Consider the following 21,975-nt stretch of genomic DNA (forward strand, 5'->3'; position numbering starts at 1 on the left):
CAGTATATTTGCATCCATATGAGAAAAAATGTAGTTGTGGCCATTGATGGTTATTCTTCATGCGGTAAAAGTACGCTGGCAAAAGCACTGGCTAAAACATTTGGTTTTATCTATATTGATAGTGGTGCAATGTACAGAGCGGTAACTTTATATTTTATACGCAATCATACCAATGTGAATGATGAAGCAGCAGTTGTTGATGCCCTTCAGCACATTGAACTGAACTTCCATTCCAGAGATTATGAATCGCACATTACTTTAAATGGCGAAGAAGTTTCGGAGGAAATCAGGCAAATGCCGGTTTCTGAAACTGTCAGTGAAATCTCAGCACTGAAACAGGTCCGTAAGGAAATGGTGAAGCAGCAGCAGCGCATGGGCAAGTCTAAAAACATCGTGATGGATGGACGTGATATAGGGACAACAGTATTTCCTGATGCACAGGTTAAACTTTTCATGACAGCAGATCCTAAAGTCAGAGCAGAAAGAAGATTCAAAGAATTACAAAGTAAAGGTGATACAACAACGTCTCTGGAAGATGTTTTTGAGAATCTTGCACACCGTGATTATGCGGATACGACAAGAAAAGAAAGTCCGCTCATCCGTGCTGAAGATGCTATTATTCTGGACAATACGGAAATCACCCCGGCAGAACAGCTTGAATTCGCATTAAATAAAGTTACCCCATACATTCCGCAACTGGCCTGAAAGCGGAATCCGGGGAATTAATGCCCGATTGTCATTCAAAATACATATTAAACAAGGCAAACTGTTCAAAATCAACAACATTTATTAAAAAATTCTTTCTTTAAAAATATTAATTTCTATCTTTGCAATCCCTAAAGGGAAAAGGAGATTAAATGATTAATGGCAAAAAAACAAGTAGCAGAAAAAGAATTAGAGGCTAAAAAAGCCGAATTACAAGGTGCAGACGCTCGTCTGACTGAAAAAGAAACCATTGAATCTGAAGCAGATTCATTGTCGATCGAACAGATCAAATCATCACTAGCAACACCAGATCAGGATTTTGACTGGGATGCAGACGATAAAGCTTTCGGAAAATACTCTGACGAAGACCGTAAAAAGTTTGAAGACATGTATACCGATACTTTCAATCAAATCAACCAGGGTGAAATTATCAGCGGTATTGTTGTATCTATCAACAATAAAGACGTTGTATTAAACGTAGGATTTAAATCTGACGGTTTAGTATCAACTTCTGAATTCCGTGATACACCTGATTTGAAAATCGGTGACACAGTTGATGTATTTGTTGAAGCTCCGGAAGACGCAAATGGTCAATTGATTTTATCTCGTAAAAGAGCTAAAACTCAGAGATCTTGGGAATCTATCAACGAAGCCCTTGACAATGACAGAATCATCAACGGATTTGTTAAAAGCCGTACTAAAGGTGGTCTTATCGTTGACATCATGGGTGTTGAAGCTTTCTTACCTGGTTCTCAGATCGACATCAAACCGATCCGTGATTACGATGTTTATGTAGGTAAAACAATGGAATTCAAAGTTGTGAAAATCAACCACGAATTTAAAAACGTTGTCGTATCACACAAAATCTTAATCGAAGACGATTTAGAAAGTCAAAAAGTTGAGATCGTATCTAAACTTGAAAAAGGTCAGGTATTAGAAGGTACTGTTAAAAACATTACTGACTTCGGTGTATTCATCGATTTAGGTGGTGTTGACGGTTTACTTCACATTACTGATATTTCCTGGGGCCGCATAGAGCATCCAAAAGAAGTATTGAGCTTAGATGAGAAAATCAACGTTGTTGTTCTTGACTTTGATGACGAGAAAAAACGTATCGCATTAGGCTTAAAACAATTAACTCCACACCCATGGGAAAGTTTAGATACTAACCTTGTTGTTGGATCTAAAGTTAAAGGTAAAATCGTTACTGTAGCTGATTACGGTGCATTCTTAGAAATCATTCCTGGCGTTGAAGGTTTAATTCACGTTTCAGAAATGTCTTGGTCACAAAACTTACGCAGCCCACAGGAATTCTTGAAAGTTAGCGATGAAATCGAAGCTGAAGTATTAACTTTAGACAGAGACGAACGCAAAATGAGCTTAGGTATTAAGCAATTAACGCAAGATCCATGGCAAAATGTTGCTGAAAGATACCCTATCGGAAGCAAACATACTGCTGTAGTTAAAAACATGACTAACTTCGGTGTATTCGTGGAAATTGAAGAAGGTATTGATGGATTAATCCATATCTCTGATCTTTCATGGTCTAAAAAAGTTAACCACCCTAACGAATTCACTAAAGTTGGTGATACATTAGACGTAGTTGTTTTAGAATTAGACGTTGATAGCCGTAAATTAAGCTTAGGTCATAAACAATTAGAAGAAAACCCTTGGGATACTTTTGAAACTATCTTTACGTTAGATTCAATTCACCAGGGAACTGTTGTTAAAGTAACTGATAAAGGCGCTGTTATTGCTTTACCATATGGTGTAGAAGGATTCGTTCCAACTAAACACATGGCTAAAGAAGATGGTACTACTATCAAAGCTGAAGAAACTAATGATTTCAAAATCATTGAGTTTAACAAAGATGCTAAACGTATCGTTGTTTCTCACGCCCGTATCTGGGAAGAGGCTAAAGCTGAAGTTGCTGCTGAAGAAAGAGCTACTAAGAAAAAAGATGCTAAAGCTTCAAGCAATGCAGTTAAAAAAGTTAAAGATTCAGTTGAGAAATCAACTCTTGGTGATCTAGGTGTTCTTGCACAATTGAAAGAGCAAATGGAAGGCGAAGAAAGCAAAAACAAAGCTAAATAATCTTCAGGCTTATATAATAGAAAGAGGGTGTCCAAAAGGCACCCTCTTTTTTTATGCGGTAAATTTTTGAGGTCAAATCTTAGAATAGGGTTCCCTGGTATAAATTACAGGAACTTAGCTTTCAATTCAGCGGTAGGCACCATACAGCTCTCCTCTCTGCCCCAGATGGAATACCTGCGCTTTGCGATCTGATTGTAAACGAAGTCGCGGATAAAAGCTGGAACAAGTATAAAAACATATAACAATGGCCAGCCGCCACTCAAATGCCTCGCAATACGCAGCGCAGCTGTGGAGCGTTGATAAACCCTCCCATTCTCTAACAGAATAATACTGCTGAGCTCACTGAGGGATAAACCAAATGGTCCGAGGTATTGCTGTGTAATATCGCTCTGTAAGGCAGCAAACCTGAACCTGTCTTTTTTATCTCTCTTGATGACGAATTTAACAGAGCCTGCACATAAATTACAAACACCGTCAAAGAATATTATAGCATGCTGCATAGTGCAATTTAGTGAATTAGCGAGGGGTTTAAGCACTTTCTTGCTTCTAATTAATAGTAACGGAAATTCGCGTTAATAATTGCGAAATTCTTAGTCAGATAAATTATATTCCCGATTCATTTTAACAAATACCTCAAATTATCCAGAAAAAGAACGTTCTGAAATAATCTCATGAAAATAATAGGCATCCGCAAATAATTTCCTCATAGCAATCAGGCAATTAGCATTATTTTACAATTAAAACGCCGAAGCTCATTGAAATTAATTAAAATTGCGGGTATATAATTCAATCCGATTTTTTATATTTGCCTAATCAATTTGTCAATGCAAAAGAGAACCCTGCTAGACGGTAAAAAATTCCAAATCACAATTAAGAGACTTTGTCATCAATTAATTGAGAATCACAACGATTTTTCTAATACCGTACTCATTGGTATACAGCCCCGCGGCAGTTACTTCGCAGACAGAATCAAACAGGAACTTTCAGAAACCCTTAAAAACAAGAATATCAGAAAAGGTAATCTTGACATCACTTTCTTCAGAGACGACTTCAGAAGAAAGGACGGGCTTGTTTCCGCCAACAGCAATACTATAGATTTTATCATTGAAGACTGTAATGTCATTCTGATCGATGATGTGCTCTGGACAGGCCGGACCATCAGGGCTGCACTGGATGCGTTGCTTGCTTTTGGCAGGCCGGCCAAAGTGGAACTACTGGTACTCATTGACAGAAGGTTTTCAAGACATGTACCTATTGAACCTGATTATATCGGGCAGCAGGTAGACAGTCTGGATTCCCAGATGGTAAAAGTGAGCTGGAAAGAAACAGAAGGAGAAGACAAAGTAATATTATTATCAGACCGAAATAAATAAGAAATGGCAGCAGAAAAACTATCAACACGACATCTTTTAGGCATTAAAGATATTACCCTGAATGATATTGAATTGATTTTTGAGACTGCAGATAATTTCAAGGGAGTGATTAACAGAACAATCAAAAAAGTCCCTTCACTGCGTGATATTACCATTGCGAATATCTTCTTCGAGAACTCAACAAGAACCAAACTATCCTTCGAACTGGCAGAAAAGAGACTTTCTGCAGATGTGATCAATTTCGCAGCTTCCTCCTCTTCGGTGAGCAAAGGAGAAACCCTGATTGATACTGTAAACAATATCCTGGCCATGAAAGTGGATATGGTAGTCATGAGACATCCATACGCAGGCGCAGGAGTTTTTCTGAGCAAACATATCAACGCACAGATTGTAAACGCCGGAGACGGTGCGCATGAGCACCCTACACAGGCATTACTGGACGCTTACTCGATCCGCGAGAAATTAGGTGAGGTAAGAGGTAAGAAAGTTGTGATTGTCGGAGACATCCTGCACTCCAGAGTTGCGATCTCTAATATCCTGTGCCTGCAAAAGCTGGGCGCGGAAGTGATGGTTTGCGGACCGACTACCTTAATCCCGAAACATATTGCCAGCCTGGGCGTAAAAGTTGAACATGATCTGATCAAAGCACTGAACTGGTGCGATGTGGCCAATATGCTGCGTATTCAGCTGGAAAGACAAGACATCAAATACTTCCCTTCTTTAAGAGAATATGCGATGATGTACGGCCTGAACAAACAGATTCTGGACAACCTGGATAAAGAAATCATTGTGATGCACCCGGGCCCTATTAACCGGGGTGTGGAGATTACAAGTGATGTCGCTGACAGTAAACAATCGATCATTTTAGACCAGGTAGAAAATGGAGTGGCCATCCGGATGGCTGTACTTTATCTGCTTGCTTCTCAGAGAGATTAGTCTTCAGATCCTTTCTTTTATAACATTCCTGCTGAATTAACGTTAAACAGTGTTATCAACACTTGTTAACTTCTTATGTTAATAAGACACGTTACAATAATTATATTAGCAGCAACCATATTTGAAATCATTGCAACCATCATGAGTTTATCGCGCTTTAAATCGTGGTAGCCCATGGTAGTTTCATAACCGCTTAAAGAAATAAAACACCAATGAAGAAAAAATACTTTTTTATTCCGCTTTTATTAGCTGGTAACCTTACCGCAGGTTATGCGCAGGTAAGTGCGTTAGTAAACCTCAATAAAAACTATCAGACGGGCCTTGAATTGCTTCAAAACGAAAAGTATGTCGCAGCAGCCCAGCAATTCAGATTGGTTGAACAGCTAAGACAAAAACCCGGAACAGCTCAGGAAAGCAACGCTGAACTTTCTTTACTGAAAGAGAACGCAAAGTTTTATGCCGCTGTCTGTGCTTTGGAATTGGGTAACCGCGACGCAGAAAGCCTGTTTCAAACCTTCATTAAAGATTATCCTTTAAACCCGAATACTAAATTAGCTTACTTCCACGTAGGTAAATCTTACTTCGCACAAAAGAACTATCAGAAAGCATTGGACTGGTTTGAAAAAACTGACCCTTCTACCCTTTCTCAGAAACAAAGAACAGAATACCAGTTCAAACAAGCTTATTCTTATTTCGAACTGAAAAACACAGAAAAAGCAGAGCCTTTATTTGAAGCAGTAAAAAAAGTGGACGGTCCTTTCCAGGAAAGTGCAACTTATTATTTCGCTTATATCAATTACCTGAATAAAGAATATAAAACAGCCCTGAGTAATTTTGAAAAACTGAAAGGTTCTAAAACTTACGAAGCAAGTTATCCTTATTATATCACTTCGATGTATTACCTGGATGAGCGTTATGATGATGTCATCAGTTACGCTGTTCCCATCTTAAAAAATACGAAACAACAATTTGAAGCAGAAATGCTGAGTTTGATTGCGGCTTCCTATTTTGCGAAATCTGACTATAAAAATGCAGCACTGTATTTCAGTGATTTTTATACCAAAAGCGGCAATACTAAAACTAAAAACAATCTCTTTATCTATCAGTACGGTTACTCCCTGTTTGAATTAGGGATGTACAGAGAATCTGTAGGTATATTAGAGCAGTTAACTACGGATGATGTGTATCTGCAAAGCGGAATGCACACTTTAGGACGTGCTTTCATTAAACTGGGCGACAAATCAAAAGCAAGAAGCGCTTTCTTCAGGGCATCACGTCTTGAATTTGATAAAGTAACTCAGGAAGATGCCTGGATCAATTATGCAAGATTAAGTTATGAACTTGATTTCAATCAGCAGGCACTGGAATCTACACAGAGCTTCTTAAAGCAATTCCCTTCTTCCCGCAAAATCAACGATGCTAAAACTTTATTGGGTGAGATTCTTTTGACCAGTAAAAACTACCAGGCAGCGATTGATATTTTAGAACCTATTCAGAATAAATCACCAGAAGCACTGGAAGCTTACCAGAAGGTATTATACTTCAGAGGTCTGGAATTCTATAATGAACGTGCTTTCCCGAACGGACTTTCGATGTTTCAGCGTTCCAATGCAATCCCTAATGATGCTGAAATTCACGCATTGAGTACTTACTGGATGGCAGAAGCGATGTATGAATTACGCAAGTATGGAGAAGCAGTCAGAACATTTGAGAAGTTCCTTGCGATGCCTGATGCAGAGAAAACCAAAGTATACAACTTTGCAAATTATGCTTTGGCTTATGCAGCCTTCGAAGATGAGAAATATGCAAAAGCGGCTACTTATTTCGAGCGCTTCCTGAATGGAAATGATAAAGACAAAAACACCGTAGTTGATGCGACTATGCGTTTAGCGGATTCTTATTTCGTGAGCAAAAGTTACGGCAATGCTTTAACGTACTATAACAGAATCATCACCAACAGATCTACTGGTGAAGATTATGCTTTGTTCCAGAGAGGAATGATCCAGGGACTACAGGGACAGGATGATACCAAGATTGCTACAATGGGCAGCTTGTTACAACAATTCCCTTCTTCAAACTATGCGGATGATGCAGGTTTTGAAATTGCCTATACTTACTTCAATAAAGGTGATCTGGACAAATCAAAAACTGACCTGACTGCATTAATCAGTAAATATCCAAACAGCAGTTATGTGCCAAGGGCATTGGTTACCATCGGACTGGTACAATATAACCAGGATAAAGATGAAGAAGCATTAGCATCCTTCAAGAAAGTAATCAATGATTACGCGAGTACTGAAGAAGCTAAACAAGCTTTGGAATCTATCAAAAACATCTATGTGGACCGTGGTGATGCCAATGGCTTTATTGCTTATGCCAACACTACGCCTATTGGTAATTACACGGTAGCAGAGCAGGACAATATCGTTTTCTCAGCAGCTAAGAACACATACCTGAAAGGTGACGCACAGGGAACTGTAGAAAGTGTGAATGCTTACTTTGATAAATATCCGAAATCGATACATTCCAAAGAAGCGAAGTTTATCAGAGCAGAATCGCTGGTTAAACTGAACCGTCCGGATGAGGCAATTGCAGATTACGAATTCATTCTGAATGACTGGACCAGTGATTACACAGAGCGTTCACTGGTTAGTATTTCTAAATTATTTTTGGCACAGAAGAAATACAACGAGGCTATCGTTTATCTGAAAAGACTGGAAACATCAGCAGATTACAAGTCGCATTATTCCTTCGCCATCAATAACCTGCTTCAGGCTTATACTGCCCTGAATATGCCGGATGATATGTTAAAGTATGTATTGCTGACTAAAGAATCTGACAAAGCTTCTGAAGAAGAAGTAAACAGTGCAGATCTGTACGCTGGTAAAGCTTACCTGTTAAAAGCCGATACCACAATGGCTGTAAAATCATTTGCTAACGTAGTTGCTAAAACAAAAACACTGGCAGCTGCAGAAGCAAAATATACCTTGGCACAAATTCAATATAATAAACATGACTATAAAACATCTCAGAAAACTTGTTTTGATTTAGTCAATAACATGCCTTCTTACGATTATTGGGTGGCAAAAGCGTTTATCCTGCTGGCAGATAACTATGTCGCATTAAAAGACAAACTGCAGGCGAAAAGTACGCTCTTAAGTATTATTGATAACTATGACGGTAAAGATGAAATTGTCGCTACTGCCAAAGAGAAATTAGAAAAAATTAAATAAGACAAAGCACCATGAGATTCAACAAATTATTATATACTACTGTTTTTTTACTGACCGCTGGCACACTGACCATTCAGGCTCAGGATAAAAAACCGATCGAGAAAAAACCTACTGAAAAGAAGACTGCAGAAAAAAAGGCTGCAGAAAAAAAGGTCACTGATAAAAAGGTAGCCGATAAAAACGATGACGATAAACAAGTAACAGAAGAAATTGAAGTAGTAAGACCCTATAAGCCAATTTTAGCTGAAGCGGTTAAACTAAGAAGAAGCCCGGATTTGAACGATGTTAAAACTTATAAAGCACGTTTCAATTACAGCTTAACTGATAGAAAGCTGGAACTTAATTCAGACATTGATAAGTTATATGCACAAGAGGTTGCGGCAGAAAAACAGACAGAAATTATCAATAACTATGTAAAAGGGGCTTTCGGTTCAGCCAGCACAGTTTTAGGAGAAGCCTATATTAATATGGGACGTTCTGAAGACTTTCAGGCAGGTGGTTTTTTCAGACACTTTAGTCAGTCGGGAAAATTAAACGGACAGAAATTCAACCAGCAGCAATTAAGTGTTTTCGGACGCAGCATCGGTGAGCAGGCGATATTCAGCGGTCGTATTAATTACGAAAGAAAAGGTCTTTATTTCTACGGTTACGACGATAGTAATCCATTAAGAAATCCAAATCCTGGAAAACAGTCTTTCAACTTTATTGAAGCTGAAGCTGAAGTTGTCAACAAGCACAGTGAAGATGAAGATGCGTTAAGTTATGCCGCTAAAATAAATGGTTATATCTGGGGTGACCAGTTATCTGCCAGTGAAAACTCGGTTGTGATTAACGGTTATTTAAATAAAAGAATCAGCAGTTTCAACTTCGGTCTGGCTGCTTCAGGAGAGTTTGGAAATACGAAGGACGTATCTACAAGTGTAACCAATAATTTATTACGTTTAAATCCATATATCCGTTTACAGGCTAATGGGATTAAGATCACTGCAGGAATTAACTTTGTTCAGGAATTTGGTACGGTATCTAAATCAAGAATCTTCCCTGCTGTAACTGCAGATTTCACTATTATTCCTGATTACCTTCAGATCTTTGGAGAGATTAAAGGAGACGTGAACAGAAATTCTATGAAAGAATTCTCGGATGAAAACCCATTCCTGAATAGCAATATCGCCATTAAAAACTCTATTGAAAAGTTAAGTTTCAGTGCAGGTATTAAAGGTACTGGAGGCCCTGGTTTTGGTTACAAAGCAAGAGTATACCGTAAGGAAATTACTGACATGCCGCTTTTTGTCAACAACTTTACTGACTTCAATAAATTTGATGTGATCTATGATTTCGGAACGATGAAGTTATTAGGTTTAGAAGGTGAAGTTTCTGTACAGGTGAGTGATCAGTTAAAATGGACTGGTAAAATCAATGTAGAAGATTACAAACCAGCTTCAGAACAATATAGCTGGTTCAAACCTCAATTGCGTATAAGTTCAGACCTTTTATACAATGTAACAGACAAATTAGGTTTTACTGCTGCTGTAGCTATCCAGGATGCCTCTAATGCAAAAATTTATACTGCTGCTCCAGCTACTCCTTACATCATCCCTAACCCTGCTATCGAACAAGTAGTGAATGTGAAAGGTTTTGTAGACCTTGGACTTGGTGCTAACTATAAGATCAACAACAAATTCTCAGCATTCGTTAAAGCGAATAACCTGTTAAATAAAGAATACAGCAGATACTTATACTACCAGGCAATTGGTGTGAATGTATTTGGCGGAATCAGCTATTCGTTCTAAGAGCTTGCCTGGATTTATCCAGGCAATTACAATTATAATTGGTTGATACGGAATTTAAATTTATTTTTACCAGAATGGATATCTTATCTTACCTCTCAGAACTTATTCAAACCCGTAAAGCTGTAGGAGTTTCCGGATTGGGAACTGTCTACAAAAAGAAATTACCGGGAAGGTATGATGCTGAAACGCATTCATTCGTACCTCCCAGTTATGTAATTGACTTTACGCCTGAAGTTAAAGAAGAGATTATATTAGCCGAATTTATCAGTAAAAAAAGGAATGTATCAATTGATACTGCCAACTACTTTATTGATGAATTCAGCACTGGTATTCTGCAGCAGTTAAATGATCAGCAGGAAGCCGGCTTTGGTGAACTTGGAAAATTATATAAAGCTGATGATGAAGTACACTTTGAACCAGCTGAGAAACTGAATTACGGTTTCGATTTTTATGGTTTGCCAGTTGTAAAAGCAGAGCAGGAACCTTCAGCTGAAGAGATCATGCCTGAAACCCCATCGGTCGAAGAAAACCAACCCAATACGGAAGAAACAATATCAGCTGAGACTCCGGCTGAAGAAGAAGTTTTACCTTTTGAAACTCCTGTTGTTCCCGATCAGATAGAAACTCCTGAAGAGGAAGAATCACTTGAAGAGCCCGTTGTTGCAGCAGCACCAGTAGTTGTTCCTGCAGAAGAAACGGTTGATCCTGTTGAAGAACCAGCATCGCCGGAAGAAGAAGCAACAGCTCCTGCTCAGGAAGTTGAAATTCCTGTGGAAGAAGTACCAGTAGCTGTGGAAGAAGCACCAGCTCCTGAGGAAGAAGCACCTGTAGCCGTTCCTGTAGAGGAAACAGTACCTCCGGTTACTTCTTTACAAGAACCAGCCATCGAAACTGTTGTTCCTGATCACGAGAACTTTATTCCTGACAGTCCGGTTCCGCCACGTAAAGATGAAAAACAACTTCGTGCAGAAATTGAAGCCTTAAACTTCTACCGTTCTAAATCTCCGGTTGAAAAAACTACGATCACTGAACAGGAAGAAGTAATCTGGAATATCAAAGACAATGTCAAAACACCAGAGCCAGCTCCGTTTTACAATAAGAACGAAGAAGTTTACATCCCTGAACAAGAGGAAGAAAAAGCTAAAACAACCCCATTATATTTAAAAATTATCCTTGGCCTGCTAATTTTGGTGATCATGATGATTGTCGCTTATATGGTTAAACCAGAATGGTTTAGTGGAATATTAGCAAACAGTCCTTTTGCAACTCCAAAAACTGAAGAACCAGTTAAAAGACCAATACAGGAAAGATATAAATCTGAGGCTGTGCCCACTCCTGTTGATACCCTTAAAAATACAACACCTGCCGCTGCTGCAGTCACTTCAAAGAAAGACTCAGTACTGAAAAAAGCAGTAGCCCCGGCACGTGATACCGCTGTAGTTTATGAAATTATAGGCGCTTCCATGCACGATCAGAAAGAAGCCGACAGGTTTATTGAGCTGATGAAAAGAAGCGGTATTACTGCGAAAGTTGTCACCAATATGTCGGGAAAAAGACTAAAGATGAGTATTGCAACGTTAAAAGATGAGGAATCAGCCAAGCTTGAACTGGAGAAACTATCAAAAAAACTAAAGATACCCGGAATATACATTTATAAAAACAAACAATAAATATGATCACTTTGCTACAGGTTGCTACAGATACAGTACACCATTTAACAGATACCGCCAACGCCGCAAACCAGGCTGTAGCTGCTGTACCTCAGGAACTTCACTTCTTTGATTTACTGATGAAGGGTGGCTGGGTTATGCTTCCGCTTGCATTTCTTGCTTTTGCCGGTTTGATAATCTTCGTTGAACGTTATCTGACTATCAGAAAATCTTCTAAAACAGAATCGAACCTGATGCTTCAGATTAAACAATATATCCATGAAGGCCGGTTGGAAAATGCGATCGCTTTATGCAGAAATACGAACTCTCCTTTGGGACGTATGCTGGAAAAAGGGCTTAGACGTATCGGTCGTCCGATCAAGGATATTGAAGCTGCAATTGAAAATGTAGGAAAACTGGAAGTCTCTAAATTAGAGAAGAACATCAGTATCTTAGGTATTATTGCTGGTATAGCGCCGATGCTTGGTTTCGTAGGAACGATTATCGGGGTAATTACAATTTTCCATGATGTATCCGTAAAAGGTGCTATTGAGATCGGAACCATATCTGGTGGTTTGTATACTAAAATGATTACTTCAGCAACAGGACTGATCGTAGGTATTATCGCTTATGTTTTATACCACATCCTGAATGCAATGGTAGAAAGGATCATCCTGAGAATGGAAACCGACGCATTAGAATTTATTGATCTATTAGAGGAACCAGGTAAATAATGAATCTACGCAAAAGAAATAAAGGAACTGTTGAGGTACATACTTCTGCGCTGAATGACATCATGTTTTTCCTGATGCTGTTCTTCCTGCTTGCTTCGGCAGCAGTGAACCCGCAGGTCGTTAAACTACTTCTTCCACGTTCTGAATCCGGACAACAATCTGCCGCTCAAAAAACAGTCACTGTCTCTATCAATGATAATCTGACTTATTTTGTAGAGAAACAGCCTGTTACCCTTGATCAGATGAAAGCAAGTATTGAAACTTATCAAAAAGCGTCTCCGGATCTGACAATTGTATTGTATGTTGCCAGAGGAGTATCTATCGAGAATACTATGGCAGTGTTTGATGTAGCCAATCAGTTGAAACTGAAAGTTGTATTAGCTGTAGAACCAAAAAAATAATGACTTACCATAAAGAAGAAAATAACTATCCTAAAGCCGTAGCAATATCCACCGCGATTATGGCTGGTTTATTGATATTAAGCTTTTTTATTGCTATCGGGACTTTCAAACCTGTTGAAGAAGCAGGTATGGGTGGAATGGTAGTTAATTATGGTACTTCTGTAGAGGGGATGGGTACAGATTATACCAGTATCGAAGAACCATCTGCTGACCCGGATGCGAACAAGCAGCTTCCTGACAAAGTAGTTCCGGAAAAAGTGGTTACGCCTGTCAAATCAGTAGAAAGTACAGATAAGGAAATCACTACACAAGACAATGAAGAAGCAGTAAGTATCAGTACCAAGAAAAACACTAAACCTTCTACGCCTGCTGTCGCGACTAAGGTTGTTGACAAACCAGCCAAACCTGCAGTGAATCAAAATGCACTTTATAAAGGTAAAGCCAATAAAGGGAATGGACAAGGAGACGGAACCGGCACAACACCTGGTAATCAGGGATCAGTAAACGGAGATCCGCTTGCCAATAACTATGGAGAAGGTGGCTCTGGTTTTGGAGGTACACCGATTGCTTTAAGACGCTTTACCAACCTCGTTACCCCACAGGATAACGGACAAAAAACAGGTAAAATAGCAGTGAGGATCAGCATTAATAAACAAGGAATAGTTGTTGATGCCACTCCCGGTGTGAGAGGAACAACCCTGCAGGATTTAGACCTTTGGGCCAAATGTAAAGCAGCCGTAATGGGTGCACGGCTCAATCAATCTGAATCAGCACCCGACCTTCAGGTAGGCGTGGTAGTTTTTAATTTTAAAGTGAAATAAAATCCGGTTTCTTTGATACTTTTGTACGCTTAGCAAATCATTTCAATGACTTATTTAGAAACCCTGGACTACCTGTACAGCAGACTTCCAATGTTTACGCGTATCGGTGCAGCAGCAATGAAAAAGGATTTACACAACACGATTGTGATGTGTGAAAACCTGGGAAACCCTCAGGATAAATTTAAGACCATACATGTCGGCGGTACAAATGGGAAAGGTTCGACCTCCCATATGCTGGCTGCTATTTTGCAGAAAGCTGGTTATAAAACCGGCTTATATACCTCCCCCCATTTAAAAGACTTCAGAGAAAGGATCAGGGTAAACGGCGAAATGATTACTGAAAGTTTCGTCACTGATTTTACCGCACAGGAAAAAGACCTGATTGAATCTATCAGCCCTTCTTTTTTCGAGGTAACTGTTGCGATGGCATTCGCTTACTTCGAAGCAGAAAAAGTAGACGTGGCTATTGTTGAAGTTGGCCTGGGCGGTAGAAAAGATTCGACGAATATCATTCATCCCGAGTTATCTGTCATTACGAATATCAGCTTCGACCACACCAATTTATTAGGCAACACACTGTTTGAAATTGCTGGTCAGAAAGCAGGGATTATCAAACCGGGCGTACCCGCTGTGATTGGAGAAAGACAAGAAGAAATTGCACAGGTATTTATAGATGAAGCTAAAGAAACAGTAAGTGAGCTGATTTTTGCCAATACAGGACTCCGTGTTCAGGATACCAAACGCGAAGGCAGACTGCTAAAAACATCAGTGTACAAAAAAGACACCTGCCTGTTTAAAGATCTTGTACTGGATCTGAGCGGATTCTATCAGCTAAAGAACGTATTAACAGTCATACAATCCGTATTAACTTTAAATCAGCATGGCTTTGATATTTCTGATGAAGCCGTATACAACGGTCTGGCCCATACCGTTGAAATTACTGGTTTACAAGGCAGATGGCAGACCATTCAGGAAAACCCATTAGTAATTTGTGATACCGGGCATAATATTGCAGGTATACAGGAAGTACTGGAAAACATCCATGCCACCGAATATCACAACCTACATATCGTAATCGGGATGCTGGGCGATAAAGATGTGACCAGTGTATTGGAAATGCTGCCTGTAAATGCAAAATACTACTTCTGTCAGCCCGATCTGGAACGCGCCATGCCCGCACATGAATTAGCAGAACAAGCGGCAAAATTTATGTTACAAGGCCCTGTTTTCGAAACGGTAACGTTAGCTTTGAATGCAGCTAAAGCGAATGCTGAAACCGATGATCTGATTTTTGTTGGCGGAAGTACATTCGTAGTAGCGGAAGTTCTTTAAAGCTTATTCAAGCTTCATAACCTTACTAAATAATGTAATAGATATACCTGATGAAGAAAACGTACCTGTTATTCACTGCACTTTGTTGTTTGTGCACAGTGACTTTAGCACAAAAAAAAACAAAGAGCGCGGGAACTTATCCTGCAACCATTGACCGACCTAAACTCGTGATCGGATTAGTTGTCGATCAAATGCGCTGGGATTACCTTTACCGTTACTATGACAGATATTCAAACGGAGGTTTCAAACGTCTGATCAATGACGGATTTTCAGCTGAAAACACATTTATCCCTTATACCCCTACTTATACAGCCGTTGGACACTCCAGTATCTATACAGGTTCTGTACCCGCAATTACCGGAATTGTTGGTAATGACTGGTATGATCCGCAATTGAGAAGGAACGTTTACTGTACAGAAGATACAACTGTAGTTTCTGTAGGCTCAACTACCAGGGCAGGGATGATGTCGCCTAAAAATTTACTAAGCAGTACTATTACAGATGAACTGCGCCTGGCTACAAACTTCAAAGGTAAAGTAATCGGTATCTCTTTAAAAGACCGCGGATCAATCCTGCCAGCTGGCCATACGCCAAACGGTGCTTACTGGTACGACGGACAAACCGGCGACTGGATTACCAGTACTTATTATATGTCTCAGCTTCCAGCCTGGGTACAAGATTATAATAAGCTGAAAATGGCCAATAAATATTATGAGCAGAACTGGAATACGCTTTATCCTATTGAAAGCTATACACAAAGCACAGCCGATAATAAAGACTACGAAGGCAAAACCAGAGGAGAAGCAACACCAACTTTCCCACACCCTTTAAAACTTTATGCAGGGAAAAACTATGACATGATCAGAAGTACTCCTTACGGAAATACAATTACACTTGACCTTGCAAAAGTAGCCATCAAAGCAGAAGAGCTGGGTCAGGATAACATTACAGATTTCTTAGCGGTAAGCTGCTCTTCGACTGATTACATCGGTCACCAGTACGGTCCTAATTCAATCGAAGCAGAAGATACTTACCTGCGATTAGACAAAGATTTGGAAGACTTCTTCAATTACCTGGATAAAACTGTAGGCAAAGGAAATTATCTTTTATTCCTTTCGGCAGATCACGGCGCAGCACACGTTCCCGGATTTATGAAAGAGAATAAACTTCCTGGTGGCGTGGTAGACAATAAAGCTATTGTAGCCAGCCTGAACACCTATCTGGAAAGCAGATTTAAGATTAAAAAACCTGTGTTGTTAGCGATGAACAATCAGATTATCTTTAACCATGACAACCCGGATTTCAAGCAGGTTGATTTCACAGCGATGAAATCTGCTTCAATTGAATACTTAAGAACACAGGAAGGGTTTGCTGATGCAGTAGATTTAGCCCGTATTTCGGAAAGTACATTGACCGCTATACAAAAACAAATGATTACCAACGGATACAATGCCCGTCGCAGCGGAGATATTTATTTCATTTTACAACCAAACTGGTTTGATGGTGGAAAAACAGGAACTACACATGGAGCCTGGAATCCATACGATGCCCATATTCCGCTTGTTTTTATGGGATGGAATGTTAAGCCCGGTAAAACCAATCAAACACATCACATGACAGATATTGCAGCTACTATAGCAGCAATGCTTCATATTCAAATGCCGAGCGGCTGTGTAGGGGAACCTATTACAGAGCTTACGCACCAATAAAATAACAAGACAAACGCTCTCCGTACTCATAATTTGAAAAAATTGTGTAAGTCCAGACAGGGTTTGTCTTTTTTTATGCCTTATGTTTTTTAAAAATTACGCAATCAGTAGTTATATATTATTTTGACTTTCAATAATCAAACTTGCTATATAGTTTTTATTAACTTTACTGACCAAATATAATTTCTTCAATGGAACCAATTAAGAGCTACGTACCCAAAAATAAAATTCGTTTTGTAACAGCAGCGGCCCTTTTCGACGGACACGATGCCACTATAAATATCATGCGCCGTATTCTGCAATCTTCAGGAGCGGAAGTTATTCACCTCGGTCACAACAGATCTGTAGAGGAAGTTGTCAATTGTGCGATTCAGGAAGATGTACAAGGTATAGCCATGACCTCCTACCAGGGCGGACACCTTGAATATTTCAAATACATGTATGACCTGCTTCAGGAAAAAGGAGCTACAAAAATCAAAATATTTGCAGGTGGTGGTGGTGTAATTTTACCGGTTGAAATTGCCGAATTACAAGCTTACGGGATTACCCGGATTTACTCTCCTGATGATGGCCGGACCATGGGCTTACAGGGCATGATCAATAACATGCTGGAGCAAACTGATTTTATCACGACCAGATCAATTACGAATGAACTGGAAATGATCCCCCGAAAAGAGGTCAGAAGTATTGCTTCTGCAATTACAGTTGCAGAAAATGATCCTGCAGGTGCACAAGCATTCGTGAATGAACTGAAAGTACTGACCAGTAAAAGTCAGGCTCCGGTTTTGGGGATTACCGGTACAGGTGGTTCCGGAAAGTCTTCGCTGGTAGATGAACTGGTGAGGCGTTTCCTGATGGAAGTCAAGGACAAAACACTGGCAATTATCTCTGTTGACCCTTCAAAGAGAAAAACAGGCGGCGCATTGTTAGGTGACCGGATCAGGATGAATGCGATTAATAATCCAAGAATTTATATGCGTTCGCTGGCTACAAGACAAGCGAATTTAGCTTTGTCTGTCAATGTGCAGGAAAGTATCGACATCTGTAAAGCTGCCGGTTATGATATGATTATTGTCGAAACCTCAGGTATTGGTCAGTCAGATACAGAAATTACAGAGCATTGCGACGTTTCCCTATATGTAATGACCCCGGAATTTGGTGCGGCAACACAACTGGAGAAAATCGACATGCTTGATTTTGCTGATTTAGTAGCGATCAATAAGTTTGATAAACGCGGAGCCTTAGATGCTTTACGCGATGTCCGCAAACAATACAAAAGAAATCATAACCTGTTTGATGCCAAAGATGATACCATTCCGGTATTTGGTACAATGGCTTCTCAATTCAATGATCCTGGAATGAATAACCTGTTTACTGCGCTGATGGCGAAGATCAAAGAACGCACAGGAACAGATTTCAAAGCAAGGATGCTGATGACAGCAGGTCAGTCGGAGAAAATCTATATCATTCCACCAGACCGTTCCAGATACCTTGCCGAAATTGCAGAATCAAGCCAGGCTTACAATGAATGGGTTGACCTTCAAAGTGGTATCGCCAGAAAACTTTATCAGCTAAGTGGCGTACTGGAGCTTTGTGAAGACGAAAAGTCTGCAAAGAGTGTGGAAGCTGCAGTTTCCTTAAAAACGTCTCTGAAGGACATCTATAATCACTTAGAAGAACAATTAGATGGACAATGCCGCAGATTATTGCGAGAATGGCCAGAAACAATTCAAAAATATAAAGAAGAGTACTTTGTTTATAAAGTCAGGGATAAGGAAATTAAACAACCTTTATTCTATGAATCTTTATCACAGCTTAAAATACCAAAAGTTTCGCTGCCAAGATATAAAGACTGGGGAGACATCCTGCGCTGGTTATTGACAGAAAATGTACCGGGCGAATTCCCTTATGCAGCAGGCGTATTTCCACTGAAACGTGACGGAGAAGATCCAACAAGAATGTTTGCCGGAGAAGGCGGGCCGGAAAGAACCAACAAGCGTTTCCATTATGTATCCATGGGACAGCCTGCACACCGTTTATCGACTGCATTTGACTCGGTAACCCTATATGGTGAAGATCCGCATATCAGACCAGATATTTATGGTAAAATAGGGAATTCAGGTGTGAGTATTGCGACACTGGATGATGCGAAGAAATTATATTCAGGTTTCGATCTGTGTGCTTCTTCCACTTCAGTTTCCATGACAATCAACGGCCCTGCTCCTATGTTATTAGGCTTTTTTATGAATGTGGCTATTGATCAGCAATGTGAGAAATACATTATTGAACACGAGCTTTTAGATGAGGTTAAAGAGAAGATAGCTCAGCTCTATAAGGAAAAGAAAACTAAAAAACCAGTTTACAGTGGCGCTTTACCAGAAGGTAATAACGGACTTGGTTTATTACTGCTGGGCGTAACCGGCGACCAGGTTTTACCAGCTGATGTTTATGCTAAAATTCGTGCCTATGCCATCAGTACTGTTCGTGGTACAGTACAGGCAGATATTCTTAAAGAAGACCAGGCACAAAATACCTGTATCTTCTCTACAGAGTTTGCACTGAGAATGATGGGTGATATTCAGAAGTATTTCATTGATGAAAAAGTAAGAAACTTCTATTCTGTTTCCATATCAGGTTATCATATTGCTGAAGCGGGTGCGAATCCAATTTCACAACTGGCTTTTACCTTAAGTAATGGATTTACTTTTGTAGAATACTACCTGAGCAGAGGCATGCACATTGATGATTTTGCACCTAACTTATCTTTCTTCTTCTCTAACGGAATAGATCCTGAATATGCGGTAATAGGCCGTGTAGCCAGACGTATCTGGGCAAAAGCGATCAAGAACAAGTATAAAGGAAATGACCGTTCACAGAAGCTTAAATATCATATTCAGACTTCAGGCAGATCCTTACATGCACAGGAAATTGATTTCAATGACATCAGGACTACCCTGCAGGCCTTATATGCGATCTATGACAACTGTAATTCACTGCATACCAACGCTTATGATGAGGCTATTACCACACCAACGGAAGATTCAGTAAGAAGGGCCATGGCGATTCAGCTGATTATCAACAGAGAATTGGGATTAGCCAAAAATGAAAATCCATTACAGGGTGCTTTTATCATCGAAGACTTAACAGATCTGGTAGAGGAAGCCGTATTGGCTGAATTTAAGAGAATCAATGACCGCGGTGGTGTTTTAGGTGCAATGGAAACGATGTACCAGCGTGGTAAAATACAGGAAGAAAGCTTGTATTATGAAACCCTGAAACATAACGGAGAGTATCCGATTGTAGGCGTAAATACATTTTTAAATAAGAATGGTTCACCAACAGTAGTTCCCGGCGAAATTATCCGTGCAACAGAAGAAGAGAAACAATTTCAGATTGCTGCTTTGGATGAATTCCAGAAAAGAAACGCTGACCATACAGTAGCGGCATTAAAGGAATTGCAGAAAATAGCTATTACCGGAGGAAATACCTTTGAAGCTTTAATGGAAGCTTGTAAAATCTGTTCTCTTGGGCAGATTTCCAATGCCTTATATGAGGTAGGCGGACAGTACAGAAGGAATATGTAACTTTATGCACCGCACTGTATAACAAGAAAGGCCCGGATAAATTATCCGGGCCTTTCTTGTTATAAGACGTTCTTCTATGGTTAGTATCAGAGTTGTTCTTTTCTATTTATGTTGTATTAAGCGTGTATCCAGCTGAATTTATATTCCATTGTAGGAGTTTTCATTCTTTCTGCAACACGTAATAAGCGGCTTGGCAGAGCCATGATATAATCACGGGCTTTTTCACCAGCCTCATTCAGATCCTGCATACTTTCTATCTTCCACTCTACGATAAGTTGTTGCATGATCTCTACATAATCAACTGCTGTATATACACCTAAGCGTTGTGCAGCATCAGTAAAGTGACCGAATGTTTGCCCCATTTTCATCCCCATTTCTCTTAAAAAGTGAGCAGGCATAACAATCTTCATACGCATCATATCTTCAAAAGCAATCATAGCTTCATTAGGATCTACTTCAAAAATCTTAGACATAAAATCCTTGTAAGCTTTAGCATGTCTTGCTTCATCAGAGGCAATTACACCACAGATTTTAGAAAGTAAAGGATCTCCGTCTTTTTTAGCTAAAGAAGCTACTCTACGGTGAGATACATTAGTTGCAAGCTCCTGGAAACTTGTATAAATGAAGTTACGGTAAGGATCATGGCCAGTACCAATGTCAAAACCGTCGGCAATAAGATATTGCGTAGAGATTTCCATTTGGCGCATATCAACACGACCTGATAAATAAAGGTATCTATTTAACAAATCTCCATGCCTGTTTTCTTCAGCAGTCCAGTGGCGTACCCATTTCATCCAACCTCCTTGTTCATTTCTTGAAATACCATCAACCATAGATAACCATGATTCGTATGTTGGTAACGCTTCTTCTGTAATAGTATCGCCAATTAGCACGGCAACCAGATCGTATGAAAGGTCATTTGCAGTTTCGCGAAGGGATTTTATATCTTGAATAAAAGTATCACTGGTAGAAACAGGCAAAAAATCAGTTGGCTGCCAATTTGTATCAATCGGTTTCAGGTAAGTATCCATCATATCAAGCATATACTGCTCAATGTGAAGCATTACTTCCCGTCTTTTTTCAGCAAAAAAACTCATTATATGTGTGTTTTAGTTTAACACCAAAGATAACCAAAATTATTTCATAATGCCTTTCTGACAGCACTTAATAGCAGATTAAGCTTAAAAAATGTTCAGGTTTAGCGGCAAATTATTAAAGAATTTAATGGATCTGTTTATACAACGTATGAAAGGGTCAAATTGTTGCAGATTTTACTGGAATATCTACACGGTCAGGGAGTTAGGATTGCCTTTTTTTTAAAAAATAATGCCTGTAAACAAGAAAAGCCTGTAGTTTCCTACAGGCTTTCTTTAAGATTTGGCACCGACCTACTCTCCCACGTGTTACCGCAGTACCATCGGCTCTGGTGGGCTTAACTTCTCTGTTCGGAATGGGAAGAGGTGGACACCACCGATATAGGCACCTAAATGTCTTTATCCAGCTTTTGTTATTCGCTTTTGACAGCGTTTGCTCGATTGATATTGTAATTGTTTGTATCCCTGCTCTTGTTACTGCCAGCATTGCTGCCTGTCCAGTGGAACACAGTTCATCAAA

General features: G+C 39.6%; 15 protein-coding genes and 1 rRNA gene. 13 read left to right on the forward strand and 3 right to left on the reverse strand.

Annotated elements, in window-relative coordinates; genetic code table 11:
* The first annotated feature begins 18 nt into the window (after nucleotides 1-18).
* Nucleotides 19-705, forward strand: coding sequence for a (d)CMP kinase (gene cmk, locus LY11_RS22885; RefSeq protein ID WP_211321638.1), 687 nt, complete (start codon nucleotides 19-21; stop codon nucleotides 703-705).
* Between the two features lie 159 nt (nucleotides 706-864).
* Entirely contained in the window at nucleotides 865-2,799 is a 1,935-nt protein-coding gene (gene rpsA / locus LY11_RS22890; RefSeq protein WP_111635945.1) for a 30S ribosomal protein S1, read from the forward strand.
* Between the two features lie 104 nt (nucleotides 2,800-2,903).
* On the opposite strand, the gene LY11_RS22895 is transcribed toward rpsA, so the two are convergent.
* Nucleotides 2,904-3,299 (reverse strand): thiol-disulfide oxidoreductase DCC family protein, encoded by a 396-nt coding sequence (locus tag LY11_RS22895; RefSeq protein WP_111635946.1) that lies wholly within the window; start codon nucleotides 3,297-3,299, stop codon nucleotides 2,904-2,906.
* Between the two features lie 324 nt (nucleotides 3,300-3,623).
* Between LY11_RS22895 and pyrR the strand changes: the two genes are divergently transcribed.
* The 11 genes from pyrR to LY11_RS22950 all read left to right on the forward strand — a co-directional run bounded on the left by pyrR (nucleotide 3,624) and on the right by LY11_RS22950 (nucleotide 20,361).
* Nucleotides 3,624-4,172 (forward strand): bifunctional pyr operon transcriptional regulator/uracil phosphoribosyltransferase PyrR, encoded by a 549-nt coding sequence (gene pyrR / locus LY11_RS22900; RefSeq protein ID WP_068402950.1) that lies wholly within the window; start codon nucleotides 3,624-3,626, stop codon nucleotides 4,170-4,172.
* Nucleotides 4,173-4,175: 3 nt separating this feature from the next.
* Entirely contained in the window at nucleotides 4,176-5,108 is a 933-nt protein-coding gene (locus LY11_RS22905) for an aspartate carbamoyltransferase catalytic subunit (protein WP_111635947.1), read from the forward strand.
* Between the two features lie 212 nt (nucleotides 5,109-5,320).
* A complete protein-coding gene (locus LY11_RS22910; RefSeq protein WP_111635948.1) occupies nucleotides 5,321-8,341 on the forward strand; it encodes a tetratricopeptide repeat protein in 3,021 nt (1,006 codons plus the stop codon).
* Between the two features lie 11 nt (nucleotides 8,342-8,352).
* Nucleotides 8,353-10,131 (forward strand): TonB-dependent receptor, encoded by a 1,779-nt coding sequence (locus LY11_RS22915; protein ID WP_111635949.1) that lies wholly within the window; start codon nucleotides 8,353-8,355, stop codon nucleotides 10,129-10,131.
* A gap of 74 nt (nucleotides 10,132-10,205) precedes the next feature.
* Nucleotides 10,206-11,801: a hypothetical protein gene (locus tag LY11_RS22920; RefSeq protein WP_146610903.1), complete on the forward strand. Its 1,596-nt coding sequence runs from the start codon at nucleotides 10,206-10,208 to the stop codon at nucleotides 11,799-11,801.
* Nucleotides 11,802-11,803: 2 nt separating this feature from the next.
* Complete coding sequence (locus LY11_RS22925; RefSeq protein WP_111635951.1) at nucleotides 11,804-12,514, forward strand: MotA/TolQ/ExbB proton channel family protein; 711 nt, start codon at nucleotides 11,804-11,806, stop codon at nucleotides 12,512-12,514.
* Nucleotides 12,514-12,915, forward strand: coding sequence for an ExbD/TolR family protein (locus LY11_RS22930; protein WP_068402964.1), 402 nt, complete (start codon nucleotides 12,514-12,516; stop codon nucleotides 12,913-12,915). The genes LY11_RS22925 and LY11_RS22930 overlap by 1 nt, the downstream gene beginning before the upstream one ends.
* Entirely contained in the window at nucleotides 12,915-13,736 is an 822-nt protein-coding gene (locus LY11_RS22935) for an energy transducer TonB (RefSeq protein ID WP_111635952.1), read from the forward strand. The genes LY11_RS22930 and LY11_RS22935 overlap by 1 nt, the downstream gene beginning before the upstream one ends.
* A gap of 45 nt (nucleotides 13,737-13,781) precedes the next feature.
* Entirely contained in the window at nucleotides 13,782-15,068 is a 1,287-nt protein-coding gene (locus LY11_RS22940; protein ID WP_111635953.1) for a bifunctional folylpolyglutamate synthase/dihydrofolate synthase, read from the forward strand.
* 50 nt (nucleotides 15,069-15,118) lie between these two features.
* On the forward strand, nucleotides 15,119-16,777 hold the full coding sequence (gene pafA, locus LY11_RS22945; protein WP_111635954.1) for an alkaline phosphatase PafA: 1,659 nt from the start codon (nucleotides 15,119-15,121) through the stop codon (nucleotides 16,775-16,777).
* A gap of 191 nt (nucleotides 16,778-16,968) precedes the next feature.
* Nucleotides 16,969-20,361 carry a methylmalonyl-CoA mutase family protein gene (locus LY11_RS22950; RefSeq protein ID WP_111635955.1) on the forward strand — a complete coding sequence of 1,131 codons (3,393 nt, stop codon included), beginning with the start codon at nucleotides 16,969-16,971 and terminating at the stop codon, nucleotides 20,359-20,361.
* Between the two features lie 116 nt (nucleotides 20,362-20,477).
* Here LY11_RS22950 and LY11_RS22955 read toward each other — a convergent pair whose 3' ends face one another.
* Entirely contained in the window at nucleotides 20,478-21,458 is a 981-nt protein-coding gene (locus tag LY11_RS22955) for an acyl-ACP desaturase (protein WP_111635956.1), read from the reverse strand.
* A 278-nt stretch (nucleotides 21,459-21,736) separates the two neighbouring features.
* Nucleotides 21,737-21,848 (reverse strand): 5S ribosomal RNA (gene rrf / locus LY11_RS22960).
* Nucleotides 21,849-21,975: the final 127 nt, after the last annotated feature.

The organism is Pedobacter cryoconitis (assembly GCF_003259615.1).
In the GTDB taxonomy this organism is placed as follows: domain Bacteria; phylum Bacteroidota; class Bacteroidia; order Sphingobacteriales; family Sphingobacteriaceae; genus Pedobacter; species Pedobacter cryoconitis.